At 63.2% G+C, this 14,104-nt stretch carries 11 protein-coding genes; 6 read left to right on the forward strand and 5 right to left on the reverse strand.

All coding sequences use genetic code 11. The features are described from left to right. Positions 1 to 36: 36 nt before the first annotated feature. Together glgB and ABEA02_RS07120 are read right to left on the reverse strand one after the other, a co-directional pair. Positions 37 to 2,268 (reverse strand): 1,4-alpha-glucan branching protein GlgB, encoded by a 2,232-nt coding sequence (gene glgB, locus ABEA02_RS07115; RefSeq protein WP_345532186.1) that lies wholly within the window; start codon positions 2,266 to 2,268, stop codon positions 37 to 39. A 270-nt stretch (positions 2,269 to 2,538) separates the two neighbouring features. Further along, entirely contained in the window at positions 2,539 to 4,965 is a 2,427-nt protein-coding gene (locus ABEA02_RS07120; protein WP_345532187.1) for a glycogen/starch/alpha-glucan phosphorylase, read from the reverse strand. A 305-nt stretch (positions 4,966 to 5,270) separates the two neighbouring features. Here ABEA02_RS07120 and glgC point away from each other — a divergent pair, with 305 nt between their 5' ends. From glgC to ABEA02_RS07145, 5 genes are all read left to right on the forward strand, one after another. Next, on the forward strand, positions 5,271 to 6,539 hold the full coding sequence (gene glgC / locus ABEA02_RS07125) for a glucose-1-phosphate adenylyltransferase (protein WP_345532188.1): 1,269 nt from the start codon (positions 5,271 to 5,273) through the stop codon (positions 6,537 to 6,539). Positions 6,540 to 6,547: 8 nt separating this feature from the next. Further along, on the forward strand, positions 6,548 to 8,002 hold the full coding sequence (glgA, locus tag ABEA02_RS07130) for a glycogen synthase GlgA (protein WP_345532189.1): 1,455 nt from the start codon (positions 6,548 to 6,550) through the stop codon (positions 8,000 to 8,002). Between the two features lie 102 nt (positions 8,003 to 8,104). Continuing rightward, positions 8,105 to 8,764: a hypothetical protein gene (locus ABEA02_RS07135; protein ID WP_345532190.1), complete on the forward strand. Its 660-nt coding sequence runs from the start codon at positions 8,105 to 8,107 to the stop codon at positions 8,762 to 8,764. A gap of 249 nt (positions 8,765 to 9,013) precedes the next feature. Next, on the forward strand, positions 9,014 to 9,712 hold the full coding sequence (locus ABEA02_RS07140; RefSeq protein ID WP_345532191.1) for a pirin family protein: 699 nt from the start codon (positions 9,014 to 9,016) through the stop codon (positions 9,710 to 9,712). Between the two features lie 297 nt (positions 9,713 to 10,009). Continuing rightward, a complete protein-coding gene (locus tag ABEA02_RS07145) occupies positions 10,010 to 11,305 on the forward strand; it encodes a right-handed parallel beta-helix repeat-containing protein (protein WP_345532192.1) in 1,296 nt (431 codons plus the stop codon). An 86-nt stretch (positions 11,306 to 11,391) separates the two neighbouring features. Here ABEA02_RS07145 and ABEA02_RS07150 read toward each other — a convergent pair whose 3' ends face one another. Genes ABEA02_RS07150 through ABEA02_RS07160 form a run of 3 tightly spaced genes read right to left on the reverse strand, consistent with a single transcriptional unit; the run spans position 11,392 to position 13,090 of the window. Then, positions 11,392 to 11,685 (reverse strand): 4Fe-4S dicluster domain-containing protein, encoded by a 294-nt coding sequence (locus ABEA02_RS07150; RefSeq protein ID WP_345532193.1) that lies wholly within the window; start codon positions 11,683 to 11,685, stop codon positions 11,392 to 11,394. A 32-nt stretch (positions 11,686 to 11,717) separates the two neighbouring features. Next, on the reverse strand, positions 11,718 to 12,611 hold the full coding sequence (locus tag ABEA02_RS07155; protein WP_345532194.1) for a DODA-type extradiol aromatic ring-opening family dioxygenase: 894 nt from the start codon (positions 12,609 to 12,611) through the stop codon (positions 11,718 to 11,720). Between the two features lie 38 nt (positions 12,612 to 12,649). After that, positions 12,650 to 13,090, reverse strand: coding sequence for a DoxX family protein (locus ABEA02_RS07160; RefSeq protein ID WP_345532195.1), 441 nt, complete (start codon positions 13,088 to 13,090; stop codon positions 12,650 to 12,652). A 101-nt stretch (positions 13,091 to 13,191) separates the two neighbouring features. On the opposite strand from ABEA02_RS07160, the gene ABEA02_RS07165 reads away from it, so the two are divergent. Next, positions 13,192 to 14,100, forward strand: coding sequence for a LysR family transcriptional regulator (locus tag ABEA02_RS07165; RefSeq protein WP_345532196.1), 909 nt, complete (start codon positions 13,192 to 13,194; stop codon positions 14,098 to 14,100). The last annotated feature ends 4 nt before the right edge of the window (positions 14,101 to 14,104 follow it).

Consider the following 14,104-nt stretch of genomic DNA (forward strand, 5'->3'; position numbering starts at 1 on the left):
GCAAGGGCCGGGAGAGGGGGCCTTGCTCTAGTAACCTCACCCCTGCCACTCAAACATCACCGTCGCCAGCGGCGGCACATTGACCACGATGGAGTGCGCCTTGCCACTCACGCCATTGTGCTCGGCATAGGTCGCCGAAAACGGCGTGCCGACGTTGCTGCCGCCGTAGTACGCCGAGTCGGTGTTGATGCGTTCGACGTAGCGACCGAGACGTGGCACGCCGATGCGCATGCCGTTGTGCGGGGTGGGGGTGAAGTTGCAGACCACGACGACCATGCTGCCGTCGGCGCCGTGGCGGATGAAGCTGGCAATCGAGTTCTCGGCATTCGAATGCTCGATCCACTCGAAGCCATTGCCGTCGAAATCGCGCTGGTGCAGGGCCGGGTGGCGCATGAAGTGGTTGAGGTCACGCACGAGGCGTTGAACGCCACGATGCATGTCGGCTTCCGGCCCGTGTTCAAGCAGGTGCCAGTCGAGGCTGCGGTCGGCATTCCATTCATCGTTCTGCGCAAACTCGCAGCCCATGAACAGCAGCTTCTTGCCGGGGTGGCCCCACATGAAGCCGTAGTAGGCGCGCAGGTTGGCAAATTGCTGCCAGCGGTCGCCGGGCATCTTCTTGAGCATCGAGCCCTTGCCGTGCACCACTTCGTCGTGCGAGATCGGCAGCACGAAATGTTCGCTGAAGGCGTACATGAGGCCGAAGGACAATTCGTTGTGGTGGTACTTGCGGTGGATGGGGTCGCGCGCCATGTAGCGCAGCGTGTCGTTCATCCAGCCCATGTTCCACTTGTAGTGGAAGCCGAGCCCCCCGTCGAAGGTGGGGCGCGACACGGCGGGGTAGGAGGTTGATTCTTCGGCTGCCGTGATGGCTTGCGGGCGCTCCGCGCCGACCACTTCGTTCATGCGCTTGAGGAAGGCAATCGCTTCGAGGTTCTCACGCCCGCCATACTGGTTCGGCACCCATTCACCGTCCTTGCGCGAGTAGTCGCGGTAGAGCATCGAAGCCACGGCGTCGACGCGCAGGCCGTCAACGCCATAACGCTCCAGCCAGTACAGCGCGTTGCCGACGAGGAAGTTACGCACTTCGGTGCGGCCGAAGTTGTAGATCAGCGTGTTCCAGTCCTGGTGGAAACCTTCGCGCGGATCGGCGTATTCGTAGAGATGCGTACCGTCGAAATTGGCGAGGCCGTGCGCATCGGTGGGGAAGTGTGCGGGCACCCAGTCGAGGATCAGTCCCAGGCCGGCGATGTGGCAGCGTTCGACAAAGCGCGTGAAGCCGGCCGGGTCGCCAAAGCGCGCGGTGGGCGCGAAGAGACCGATGGTCTGGTAGCCCCAGGAGCCGTCAAAGGGATGCTCGCTGACCGGCAGCAGTTCGATGTGGGTGAAGCCCATGTCCTGCGCGTAGGGAATCAGGCTCTCAGCGAGTTCGTCCCAGTTCAGCCACTCGTGGCCGTTCTTGCGGCGCCAGGAGCCGAGGTGGACTTCGTAGATACTCACCGGTGCGTCGTGCGCATTGGCGCGGCGGCGTTCTTCGGTGGCGGGCACGTAATCGGGCAGGTGCGAGACCACGCTCGCGGTCGAAGGCCGCAACTCGCTCTGCAGCGCGTACGGATCGGCCTTCAGCGGCAGCACATGGCCATTGGCGGCGCGGACTTCGAACTTGTAGCGCGCGCCTTCGGGCACTTCGGGCAGGAACAGTTCCCACACGCCACATTCGCGCCGCAGTCGCATGGGGTGACGACGGTTGTCCCAGAAATTGAAGTCGCCGAGCACCGCCACGCGCGAAGCGTTGGGCGCCCATACGGCAAAGCTGGTGCCGATCACCCCGTCGAGCTCGCGCACACGCGCACCGAGGATTTCGTAGGGCCGCAGGTGAGTGCCCTCTGCGAGCCACCAGACGTCCTTCTCGCCCAGCACGGGCGGGAAGCGGTAGGGGTCTTCGATGATGGCCTGCTGACCATCGTGCCAGGTGACGCGCAGGCGGTAGTGGAAGCGATCGGTGGCCTTCAGCGGGCCTTCGAAGAAACCGGCTTCGTGTCGCTTGCCGAGCTTGCCGCGCAGGCGCTTGTCGGTACCGTTGATGACCTCGACGCTTTGCGCACCGGGCAGGAAGCAGCGCACCCATAAAGCGCCATCTGCGGCAGTGTGCATGCCCAGGGCGTGGAAGGGGTCGCCGTGGCGGGCTTCGAGAATCTGATTCAGTTCGTCATTGGAGAGCATGCCGCACGGTAACTCAGATACGGTTGCGAAGTCATTGGGCTTGCTCATGAGGGAGCCGTCTCTGTTGTGCGATTTCCCCTCTCCCGGCCCTGACGGGCCACCCTCTCCCCGGGGAAAGGGAATGGCAGGCTGTCGTGGTCGAGGAGATGCATATCGCGTATCGGTAGCAGTTTCCTCCCCTTGAGGGGGCGAGGAGGGGTTTCGGGCGGCTTGCCGCCCGCTTGCGCAGCCGGCTGGCAATGCAGTGCCAGCCGTGGTCCGCGAAGCGGGTGGCCGTCAGGCCGGGAGAGGTGAGATGCTACGTATCAGGGGTGCCTCTCAGCGGGAGACCGGAATCCCCCATATCTCATCGGCGTACTGCGCGATGGTGCGGTCAGACGAGAACACGCCCATGTTGGCGACGTTGGTGATGGCCTTTTTGGCCCACTCGTCCGGCTGCAGGAACAGGGTGTCCACCTTGTCGTGCGCCTCGATGTAGGACTGGTAGTCGGCCAGCAGCATGTAGTGGTCGCCGCCCCACAGCAAGGAATCGATGAGGGGGCGGTAACGACCCGGCTCGCTGGGCGAGAACTGGCCGCCAGAGATCGCGTCAAGCACGGCCTTGAGGCTGGGGTTGCTCTCGTAGTAGCGCATCGGTTGATAGCCGCCGCGCTTGAGTGCCTGCACTTCGGGCGTGCGCAGGCCAAAGATGAAGATGTTGTCGTCGCCGACGTTCTCGCGGATCTCGATGTTGGCGCCGTCGTCGGTGCCGATGGTCAGCGCGCCGTTGAGGGCCAGCTTCATGTTGCCGGTGCCCGAGGCTTCGGTGCCGGCGGTCGACACCTGCTCGGAGAGGTCGGCGCCGGGCATGATGACTTCGGCCACCGAGACACTGTAGTTGGGGATGAAGACCAGCTTTAGCTTGTCGCCGATGCGCGGGTCGTTGTTGATGACGGCGCCGATGTCGTGGATGAGGCGAATGATGGACTTGGCCGTGACGTAGCTCGATGCGGCCTTGCCGGCGAAGATGGTGACGCGCGGCACCCATTCGGCATGCGGGTTGGCGAGGATGGCCTGGTAACGGCGCACGACCTGCAGCACGTTGAGCAGCTGGCGCTTGTATTCGTGAATGCGTTTGACCTGCACGTCGAACAGGCTCGCCGGGTTGACCTTGACGCCCGTGGTCTTCTCGATGAGCGCGGCGAGGCGCGCCTTGTTCTCGCGCTTTACGGCGGTGAACGACGCGCGGAAGGCGGCATCTTCACGCAGCGGTTCGATCTTCTTGAGCTCGTCGAGATTGATGCGCCAGCCACTGCCGATGTGCTTGTCGAGCAGGTTTGCGAGGCCGGGGTTGGCGGTGGATAGCCAGCGGCGCGGCGTCACGCCATTGGTCATGTTGGTGAAGCGGTCGGGCCACAGCGCGGCGAAGTCCGAGAAGATGGTTTCGACCAGCAGGTTGGAGTGCAGGGCCGAGACGCCATTGACCTTGTGGCTGCCGACGATGGACAGGTTGGCCATGCGCACGCGACGCTCGCCGGCCTCGTCGATGAGCGAGAGACGCGACAGGAAGCCGGGATCGCCCGGGCGGAACTTCTCGGCTTCGGCGAGGAACTCGGCATTGATGCGGAAGATGATCTCCAGGTGGCGCGGCAGCACATGCTGCATCAGGCCGACGGGCCAGGTTTCCAGCGCCTCGGGCATCAGCGTGTGGTTGGTGTAGGAGAAAGTCTGCTTGCACAGCGCCCAGGCCTTGGCCCAGGGCAGGCCGTGCTCGTCGCACAGCACACGCATGAGCTCGGCGACCGAGATCGCAGGGTGCGTATCGTTGAGGTGAATGACCACCTTGTCCGACAGGTTGTCCAGCGTGCCGTGCTCGGCCAGGTGGCGCTGGATGATGTCGTAGATCGAGGCGGCTACGAAGAAGTACTCCTGGCGCAGGCGCAGCTCGCGACCGGCCGGCGTGCTGTCATTGGGGTAGAGCACCCAGCTGATGTTCTCGAACTCGTTCTTCACAGCCGCTGCACGACCGTAGTCGCCGGTGTTGAAGGCGGCGAGGTCGAGGTGGGCCGGTGCGACGGCTTTCCAGAGCCGCAGTGTGCTGACCTTCTTGGTACCGTGGCCGGGGATCACCATGTCATAAGCCTTGGCGACCACTTCGCCGGCCGGGCGCCACACGGCTTTCTCGCCGACATGCTCGACCCAGCCACCGAAGCGCACCGAGGTGCTGATGTCGGGGCGCGGGAACTCCCAAGGCGTGCCGTCGGCCAGCCAGGGGTCGGGGTATTCGATCTGACAGCCGCCCATGATGTCCTGCGCGAACATGCCGTACTCGTAGCGGATGCCGTAGCCGAACGAGGGCAGACCCAGCGTAGCCATGGAGTCGAGGAAACAGGCGGCGAGGCGGCCAAGACCGCCGTTGCCGAGCGCGGCATCGGGCTCGCGATCTGTGATCTGCTCCAGCTTGTGTGCGTGTTCGGAGACGCCCGCTGCCGCGGCATCGGTGATGCCCAGCGCGGCCAGCGCGTTGGACATGCTGCGGCCGATGAGGAACTCCATCGACAGGTAATAGACGCGGCGTGCCTTGTCGGCCCGGTTGGCTTTCTGGGTTTCGACCCAGCGTTCGGCGAGTTGCTCGCGTGCCACGAGGGCTACCGCCTGCATCAGATCAGTGCTGCTCGCTTCGTTAGCAGGCACGCCCACGGTTTTCAACAGGTGCTCGTCGATTGCTGCACCAAGCTTGGGAAGTGTCGAGGTTTCCTGGCTCACCTTTGGGGCTCCTTGTCGTCAAGTTCTTGTGCTTCCGCTGCTGCGGCAGATTCCGGGCACGCTGTGCGCTGTATCCGCTTACGGCACTCCTGCATCCTGCGCGCATTGTGCCGTGACAGCGGACCTTCTACATGCAAGGAGCGGGCCGTGTGCCGCTTGAGGGCATCTCCGCACTGCCGTGCGCCGTCTTGTCACATAAAATCAGGTCGTCTGCACTGCCATAGAGCGTAAGCGATCCCTGTCTGGCACACTAACTGCTGAAGAGGGCAGGCAATTCCGACTCTTATTCCAGAGGATGACAAAAAATGGCTCAAATCGATCTGGCGAATAGCCTGGATCTTCCCAAGCGTACGGTTGCTCTCGTCCTCGCGGGCGGGCGCGGCAGCCGGCTCAAGAACCTGACGGACCGTCGAGCCAAACCCGCTGTCTATTTCGGCGGCAAATTCCGCATCATTGATTTCGCGCTGTCCAACTGCCTCAACTCCGGCATCCGCCGTATCGGCGTCATCACGCAGTACAAGTCGCACAGCCTGCTGCGCCACCTCCAGCGCGGCTGGGCGATCCTCAAGCCGGAGATGAACGAGTTCATCGACCTGCTGCCCGCGCAGCAGCGTACCGATGAGGAGAGCTGGTACCGCGGCACGGCTGATGCCGTCTACCAGAACCAGGACATCATCGCGAGCTACCGCGCCGACTACGTGCTGGTGCTGGCCGGTGACCACATCTACAAGCAGAACTACGCGCTGATGATTGCTGACCATGTGGCCAAGGGCCGCGAATGCACGGTGGGCTGCATTGCCGTGCCGCGCAGTGAGGCGAGCGCCTTCGGCGTGATGGCAGTGGATGAGAAGAACAACATCACCGACTTTGTCGAGAAGCCCGCCGACCCGCCCGCCATGCCGGACAACCCCGACATGTCGCTCGCCTCGATGGGTATCTACGTGTTCAACGCCCGCTATCTCTACAAGGAGCTGGAGCGCGATCTCGCCGATCCGAATTCCAGTCATGACTTCGGCAAGGACATCATTCCGCGCGCGGTCAAGAACGCACAGGCGGCGGCGCACCCGTTCTCGCTGAGCTGCGTGCGCAACCGTTCCAGCGAAGAGCCCTACTGGCGCGATGTGGGTACCATCGATGCCTATTGGGACGCCAACATCGACCTGACGGCGACCGTGCCGCATCTCGATCTGTACGACACGCGCTGGCCGATCTGGACTTACCAGGCCCAGCTGCCGCCCGCCAAGTTCGTGCATAACGAGGCTGACCGTCGCGGCATGGCAATCGAATCCGTTGTGTCGGGCGGTTGCATCGTCTCGGGGCACGTCGAGCGCACTCTGCTGTTCAACAATGTGCGTGTGCATTCGCATTCCCATGTCAGCTGGTCGGTGGTGCTGCCCGGCGTGCAGATCGGGCGCGGTGCGCGCGTGCATCGGGCAGTGATCGACCGTGATTGCGTCATCCCTGACGGCATGGTCATTGGCGAGGATGCCGAGCTCGACAGCAAGCGCTTCTACCGTTCAGAGAACGGCATCACCCTTGTGACGCGAGACATGCTCGCAGCCCTGCAGACCTGATTACAAGAATGAAAATCCTGCATGTAGCGGCCGAGGTCTTCCCCCTGGTGAAGACCGGCGGCCTGGCGGATGTCGTGGGTGCCCTGCCGCAGGCACTGATTGGACAGGGCGCTGACGTGCGCCTGTTGTTGCCGGGCTTGCCGGCGATTCTCGATGCCGTGCTTTCACCCAAGGTGGTGTGCGAGATCGGCGCGGCGTTTGGTGCAGCCCGTGTGCGCCTGGTGCTGGCAACGATGCCGTACAGCAAGGTGCCGGTGTATGTCGTGGATGCGCCGTACCTTTATCGTCGTGGCGGTAGCCCCTACCAGGACAGCGACGGCAACGAATGGCCCGACAACACGCAGCGTTTCGCCCTGCTCGGCTGGGTCGCCGCCCACCTCGCCGCAGGCGAGCTGGACCTGGCCTGGCAGCCAGAGGTGATGCATGCGCACGACTGGCACGCCGCCATGTCCTGCGCCTACGTGGCCCAGCATCCGCCGACACAGGCCAAGACGGTCTATACCGTGCACAACCTGGCCTATCAGGGTCTGTTCGCACGAGACGACTTCCATCTGCTGGGTCTGCCTGCGCGCTTCACGGCGCCGTCGGCACTCGAATTTCACGGCCAGATGTCCTTCATGAAGGCGGGCCTCAAGTTCGCCGATCGCGTCACGACGGTGAGCGGCAGCTACGCGCGCGAGATCGCCACGCCGGAGTTCGGCTGCGGCCTCGACGGCGTCATCCGCAGTCGCGGTGCCGATGTGTCAGGCATTCTCAACGGCGTTGACTACAGCGTCTGGAATCCGGAGAGGGACGCCGGCATTGCCGCGCGCTATGGTGCGACGTCACTGGGCGGCAAGCGCGAATGCCGCATCGCCTTGCAGAAGGAGTTTGCGCTGGAAGTGCGGCCCGATGCGCTAGTCTTCGGCGTCGTCAGCCGATTGACGGCGCAGAAGGGGCTGGACCTGGTGCTCGGCGCCTTGCCGCACCTGCTGCAGCTGGGTGGTCAGCTGGTCGTACAGGGCAGTGGCGATCACGCACTGCAGGAGGCTTTCCTCGCCGCTGCCAAAACCTACCCGGGCCAGGTTGCCGTGCGTACCGCCTATGACGAGGCGCTGGCGCATCGCGTCATTGCGGGGTGCGATGCCTTGCTGGTGCCCTCGCGATTCGAACCCTGTGGCCTGACCCAGCTGTACGCCTTGCGTTACGGCAGCCTGCCGGTCGTGCGGCGTGTCGGCGGGCTCGCCGATACCGTCGTCGATGCGACCGAGGCGGCGCTCAAGGCCGATACGGCGACCGGCTTCTCGTTTCAGGACGCCACGCCGCAATCCCTCTCGATGGCGCTGGACCACGTCTTTTCGCTGTATGCCCAGCCGGCGCTCTGGCAGCAGATGCAGCGCCGTGCGATGGCGCAGGAGTTCTCGTGGGATGTGGCTGCGCGTGACTACCTGAAGATGTACGGCGACATGCGGACCGCCGCTTAACCGACTTTTACCAACGCCCATCCTGTCGATTGATTGATGGTGGTGCCGGGCGGTGCCACCATGCGACTCCCAGCCGCGCCAGCGGCGCACGAAAGGATTTTGATGCGCAACCGCATATTGATTTGCGCCGGCTTCTTGCTGGCTTCCGGCATGGCCTCGGCGGATGTGGGCATTGGCGCCATGGTCGGCACCCAAGGCTATGGCGGCGACATTGCTTACAACCTTATCCCGCGTGTCGATGCGCGCCTCGGCTTCGCCACCTACACCTACAAGCGCAGCTTCAGCGAGTCTGGCGTTGATTACGACGGCAAGCTCAAGATTGCCGGCGTGCGTGCACTGGCCGATCTCAACATCGGCCTCGGCTTCCGCGTCTCGGGTGGCGTGGTGTTCCACGACAACAAGGTTGACCTCACCGGCAAGCCGTCGAACAACACCTACAACATCAACGGCACGACCTACAACTCAAGTGACGTGGCCAGCCTCAAGGGGCGCATCAAGTTCGGCAACGGCGTCGCGCCGTATCTCGGCCTCGGCTGGGGGCGTGTCAGCAACGCCGGGATCGGTTTTTACGCCGACATTGGCGCCATGTACCAGGGCAAGGCCACGACCAAGCTCGATATCACCTGTGGTGCCGCGCTCAGTGCCTCGCAGTGCGATCAGCTGCGAGCCGATGCCGCAGCGGAGCAGGGGCAGGTCGAGAACGAGCTGCGTCGCTATCGCTGGTATCCGGTCATTAACGTGGGGTTGAGCGTAGGGTTTTGAGAGAAGTGCTGAGGACGGGGGACTGAGTATTGAGTAGAACCCCCGCGCAGGGGCGACCAGTGTCACTCAGCACTCAACACCCAGTCCTCAGTCCTGAAAAACAATTGTTCCGCGGCTGCAACAGTCAGTCGCATCCGCCCCGTCTTATCCCGCGTGCTGTCCCTGCGTACACTGCATCCATCGCAGTGCCGGACAGCAACCTTCCACGATGGCGAGGGTCAGCAAGCTCCGGCACACCGGAGAAGCATCATGATCGAACGCAGACCCTTCGACACCCTTGGCGGCGCTGACCACGGCTGGCTCAAGGCGAAGCATCACTTCTCGTTCGCGGAATACCATGACGAGGAACGCATCCACGTCGGCGCGCTGCGCGTCTGGAATGACGACGTGATAGCTCCCAACACGGGTTTTCCGCCGCACCCGCACGCCAACATGGAGATCATTACCTACGTGCGTGAAGGCGCCATCACCCACCAGGACAGCCTCGGCAACAAGGGTCGTACCGTTGCGGGTGACGTGCAGGTGATGAGCGCCGGCACCGGCATCCGCCACGCCGAGTACAACCTCGAACCTGTGCCGACAAAGATCTTCCAGATCTGGATCTTCCCCGACAAGAACGGCGGGGAGCCGACGTGGGGTACGCAGCCCTTCCCCAAGGGGGATCGTAGCGGCCAGTTTGCGGTGCTCGCTAGCGGCTTGCCTGAAGACGAGGGCGCGTTGCGCATCCGCGCCAGGAGCCGCGTACTGGGTGTGACCTTGAAGAAGGGCGAGACGGTCAGTTACCCGCTTGGCACGGATCGTCTGGCCTACCTCGTGCCGGCGGTTGGCGATGTGGAAGTGAATGGTCAGCGTATCGAAGCGCGAGATGGCGCGGTGATCGCTGAGGAGGCCATCGTTACCTTGACCGCACTCAGCGATGCCGAAGTTGTCATGGTCGATGTCAGCTAAGTGTGCAGGAGGGGGCGACGCTGCTCCCTCCGTATTTCCGCGCGTTCCAGCTTCCGCATCTCAGAATCGACAGACGACTGAGTTCCGGGGCTGAATCAAGATTTCGCCGTGAGTGTCAGATCGTGCAATTCGTCGCCTCTCGAAAGAGCAGCTGGGGCTACAATAAAGTTTGTAAGTCTTATTAACTAATAAGACTTTCGGCGGTCGAGGACCGTTGGCCGTCATGACAAGGCGGGCAAGCATGGAAAACGAGGCGCGAAGTTATGGGCGCTCAACGAAGACAAGAACGGAGACAAAATGAAACAGCAACTCATTCTGGGCGGATTCATCGCCCTGACCTTGGTGTCGGCCGCACAGGCTGCGCCGAAAGTGACCGGCTGCGGCACTGAAACCAGCAACCTGACGGCTTCGAAGGTCTATTACGTCACGCCGACCGGCTCCGACAGCGGTGCCGGCTCCAGCTTCAGCGCACCGATGAGCTTCAGCGCAGCGCTCTCCAAGGTCTCGGCAGGGCAGATGATCCTGCTGCAACCGGGCACCTACAGCATCAAGTACACGGCAGGCGCCAAGAACACCATCAACCTGTCCAAGTCTGGCACTTCCAGCGCCAACATTTACATGGTGGCGGCCAACTGCGGCAAGGCCAAGATTGATTTCCAGTTCCCGAGCGGCACCTGGGTGCAGGACTCCTTCGGCTTCTACCTGACCGGCAGCTACTGGTACTTCAAGGGCGTCGAGGTCACGCGTGCGGGCTACCACGGCGCTTACGTGACCGGTGCGCACAACACCTTCGAGAACTGCGCTTTCTACGACAACCGCAATACCGGGCTCGAGATCAACAAGGGTGGCTCCTACACCACCGTGCTCAACGTCGACTCCTATCGCAACTACGACCCCAAGAAGCACGGTGGCATGGCTGACGGCTTTGCGTCCAAGCAGGAGCAAGGTGCAGGCAACGTCTTCTACGGTTGCCGTGCCTGGGAAAACTCGGATGACGGTTGGGACACCTTCGGCAGCAAGGAACCCATCACCATCGAGCAGAGCTGGGCCTTCAACAACGGCAAGAACCTCTGGAGTGACAGCGCGTTTGCAGGTAACGGCAACGGCTTCAAGCTCGGCGGCCTGGACCCTGCCACGGACAAGCCCGCACTGGAGCGCAACATCGTCAAGCAGTCGGTCGCCTTCGGCAACACGCTCAAGGGCTTCGACCAGAACAGCAATGTCGGTGGCAACACGCTCTACAACAACATCGGCTACAAGAACAAGATCAACTTCGGTTTCGGTCAGGACGTCACGGCGGGCGAGAAGCACAAGTTCCGCAATAACATCTCCCTCTCCGGCACCCAGGCTGACAGCATCAAGAACGCCGACTCGGCCAACAACACGTGGAACAGTGGCCTGGCAGCCAGCAGCTCAGACTTCGCCAGCCTTGACCTATCGCTGGCGACGGCTGCGCGCAATGCGGATGGCACACTGCCCACGACCAACCTGTTCCGCCTTTCGTCGAGCAGCAAGATGGTCAACAAGGGCGTGGATGTCGGTATCGCATACAAGGGTTCCGCGCCGGATCTGGGCCCGTTTGAACTCAAGTGATTTACAGTACGCAGCACAATGCCTGAAAGAAAACGCCCGCAATTGCGGGCGTTTTCTTTGGCGCGTCATCGCCAGCGCATAGCGGATCAGTCGCTGTAGGCCGGATTGCGGGCCAGCGTGATGGCTTGCTCGGGGCAGGCAGATACGCACAGCCCGCAGGCCATGCAGCGCTCGGGCAGCACCACGTCGGCCTGCTGCCAGCGGTGCACGAAGCCCTTGATCTTGCCCTTCAGGCTCAGTGCCGCCCGCTCCTCTGCCGGCAGCGTGAACATCTCGAACACGTTGTAGGGACACACGTCGATGCAGGGCCCCTTGCCTTCGCAACGGTTGCGATCAATGACGGGGATGAATGCGCCAGGCGCCTGTTTGCATGAGCTCATGAGGAAACCTCCGGTTGATGGCTTGCTGCCGACTAGCGGTGCAGATGTCTTTCATGCAGGCGAAGTGCGTCGAAAGCGGATTCCCGGAAGCGGCCGTCGAACCGGTAGGCCGAAGTAGCCAGATCGGCGATGTAATCACCGAACACGCAGCTCGCCAGATCGTCCTCTGCCGCGCCCGCCGCGACATGCAACGGGATCAGGTGATCAGCATGCGGGTGCGCGATGCGCGCATTCGGGGCGTACTCCCACTCCATGAGCGCCGCCGCGCGGGCATCCGGCTCGGCCAGCACGCTGTGCCTTAGCCATGCGTCGAACGTCTCCGAGGCATGCCGGGCCTGCGTGCCGCGGATGTGCATGTTGTGAAAACTCTGTCCGCTGCCGAGGATCAGCACGCCCTGGTCGCGCAGCGGCGCGAGCGCGCGCCCCACGCTGATGTGCTCGGCCGGATCGAGCGGCGTACGCAGCGAGAGCTGCACGACCGGGATGTTGGCCTCGGGATAGAGGGGCTTGAGCAGGCTGTAGGTGCCATGATCGAAGCCGCGCTGCGGATCGGTGCCGACGTGCCAGCCCGATTTCTCCAGCAGCGCTGCAACCTGTGCTGCCAGTTCAGGCGAACCGGGGGCCGGGTAGTGAATCTGGTACATCGACTCCGGAAAACCGAAGTAGTCGTAGATCATGCCCGGCTGTGGCCCGGTCGAGACCGTGAATTGCGCCGCTTCCCAGTGGCCGGTGATGACCAGCAGTGCGCGCGGCTCGGCGGGCAGTTGCCGGGGAATGTCCTGCAGGGAGCGCTCAAGCTGCGCAAACATCGCCCGGAATGGCCCTTCCATGAAGGGCCAGGGGCCGCCGCCATGTGAGAGGTAATACACCGGCATGCGCGTGTCGGCGCGATGACTGCTCCGGACAGGGATGACGTTGTTGAGCATGATGGGCTCCGCTGCAGGATTGGAGGTGCCGCCGAGACTCAGGAGGCCGCAACGGCCATGGCACCGCGAGGGGCAATCGGCGCCTTCTTCGTGCGACCCCAGGCCACGAACAAGGCGAGGGCAATCAGCACCAGGTTCATCGGCAGAACGAAGTACTCACCACGGCTGATGTGGAAGAAGAAGGCGCACACCTGCAGCGCAACCGAGCCATAGGCGGCGAACACCGTCAGGCGCGGCGCAATGCGGGTCAGTGCGGGCAGCAGCAGGCCGAGGCCGGCAGACAGGTCGACCAGACCGATGAAGCGCAGGAACAGCTCCGGCACATCAGCAGCCCAGGGTATCTGGGTGGCCACTTGCGCGACCGGCGAGAGCAGCTTCATGAAGCCGGCGGGCACATAGACGAGTGCCAGCAGTACCTGCGAAAACCAGAGGCCGAAGCGCATGCCTTTGGAGGCGGTGGGTTGGATGTTTGATGCCATGGTGTGACTCCTTTAGAGGTTGAGGTGAGTGCATCTTTTCATCTACAAAGACGAATGAAAACCTTACAATTCAGATCTAGTTGATCGGATTGGTAGATAGAGTGGGCGCCTATTCCCTGGACCAGTTCCTGGTCTTCATCGCTGTTGTCGATTGCGGCGGCTTCGCTGCAGCGGCCCGCAAGCTCGGGCGTGCGCAGTCGGCCATTACCTACGCCATCCGAGCGCTGGAAGAGCAGACCGGCCTCGTGCTGTTCGATCGCGCGCACTACCGGCCCCGCCTGACCGATGCGGGGCGCGCCCTGCTGCCGCGCGCGCGCCTGCTGGTGGAGGATCTCGACGACTTTCACCGCCATGCCGAGGGCTTTGCCCACGGTGTTGAGGCGGCGATCTCTGTCGTGATCAATGAGTTCGTCGACCAGGCGCCGCTCATCGGCGCCCTCGACAGCCTTCGCCGAGCCTATCCCTCGGTGCGCGTACGCATCGCCCTCAAGCCCTTCGGTGAAGACATTGAGATGGTGCGTAGCGGCCAGGCCACACTGGGCGTGGTGGCCGCCATTGCGTCGCTGGGCAACGAATTCGAAGCCCGTCAGCTGGTCGATCACTCCCTAGTGGCGGTAGCCGCGCCTGGCCATCCACTGGCCGCCATTCGCGGCCCCATCGGCCTGGGGCAGTTGCGTGGGCAAATGCAGATCGTGTGGACGCGTAATACCACCGTGACCGACAGCGCCGATCTCGGCGTGCACGCACTCGACGCCTGGCACATCACCGATCTCAACGCCAAGCTGCAAATGCTGCGCGCCGGCGTCGGTTGGGGCAGCATGCCCGCTCACATGGTGCAGGAGGATCTGGCGGCCGGCCGCCTGTGCCTGCTCGACATGGAGAGCTGGGAGGGCCGCGACCGCATGCCCAGCTTTTCGAGCTTCGTCATCCGTCTCAAAAGGGGCGTGCCCGGCCCGGCAGCGCGTCACCTCGTCGATGCCTTGCTGGAGCGGGGCGGTGTCGCGAAGTGATGTG

This window comes from Viridibacterium curvum, from assembly GCF_039544165.1.
Taxonomy (GTDB): domain Bacteria; phylum Pseudomonadota; class Gammaproteobacteria; order Burkholderiales; family Rhodocyclaceae; genus Viridibacterium; species Viridibacterium curvum.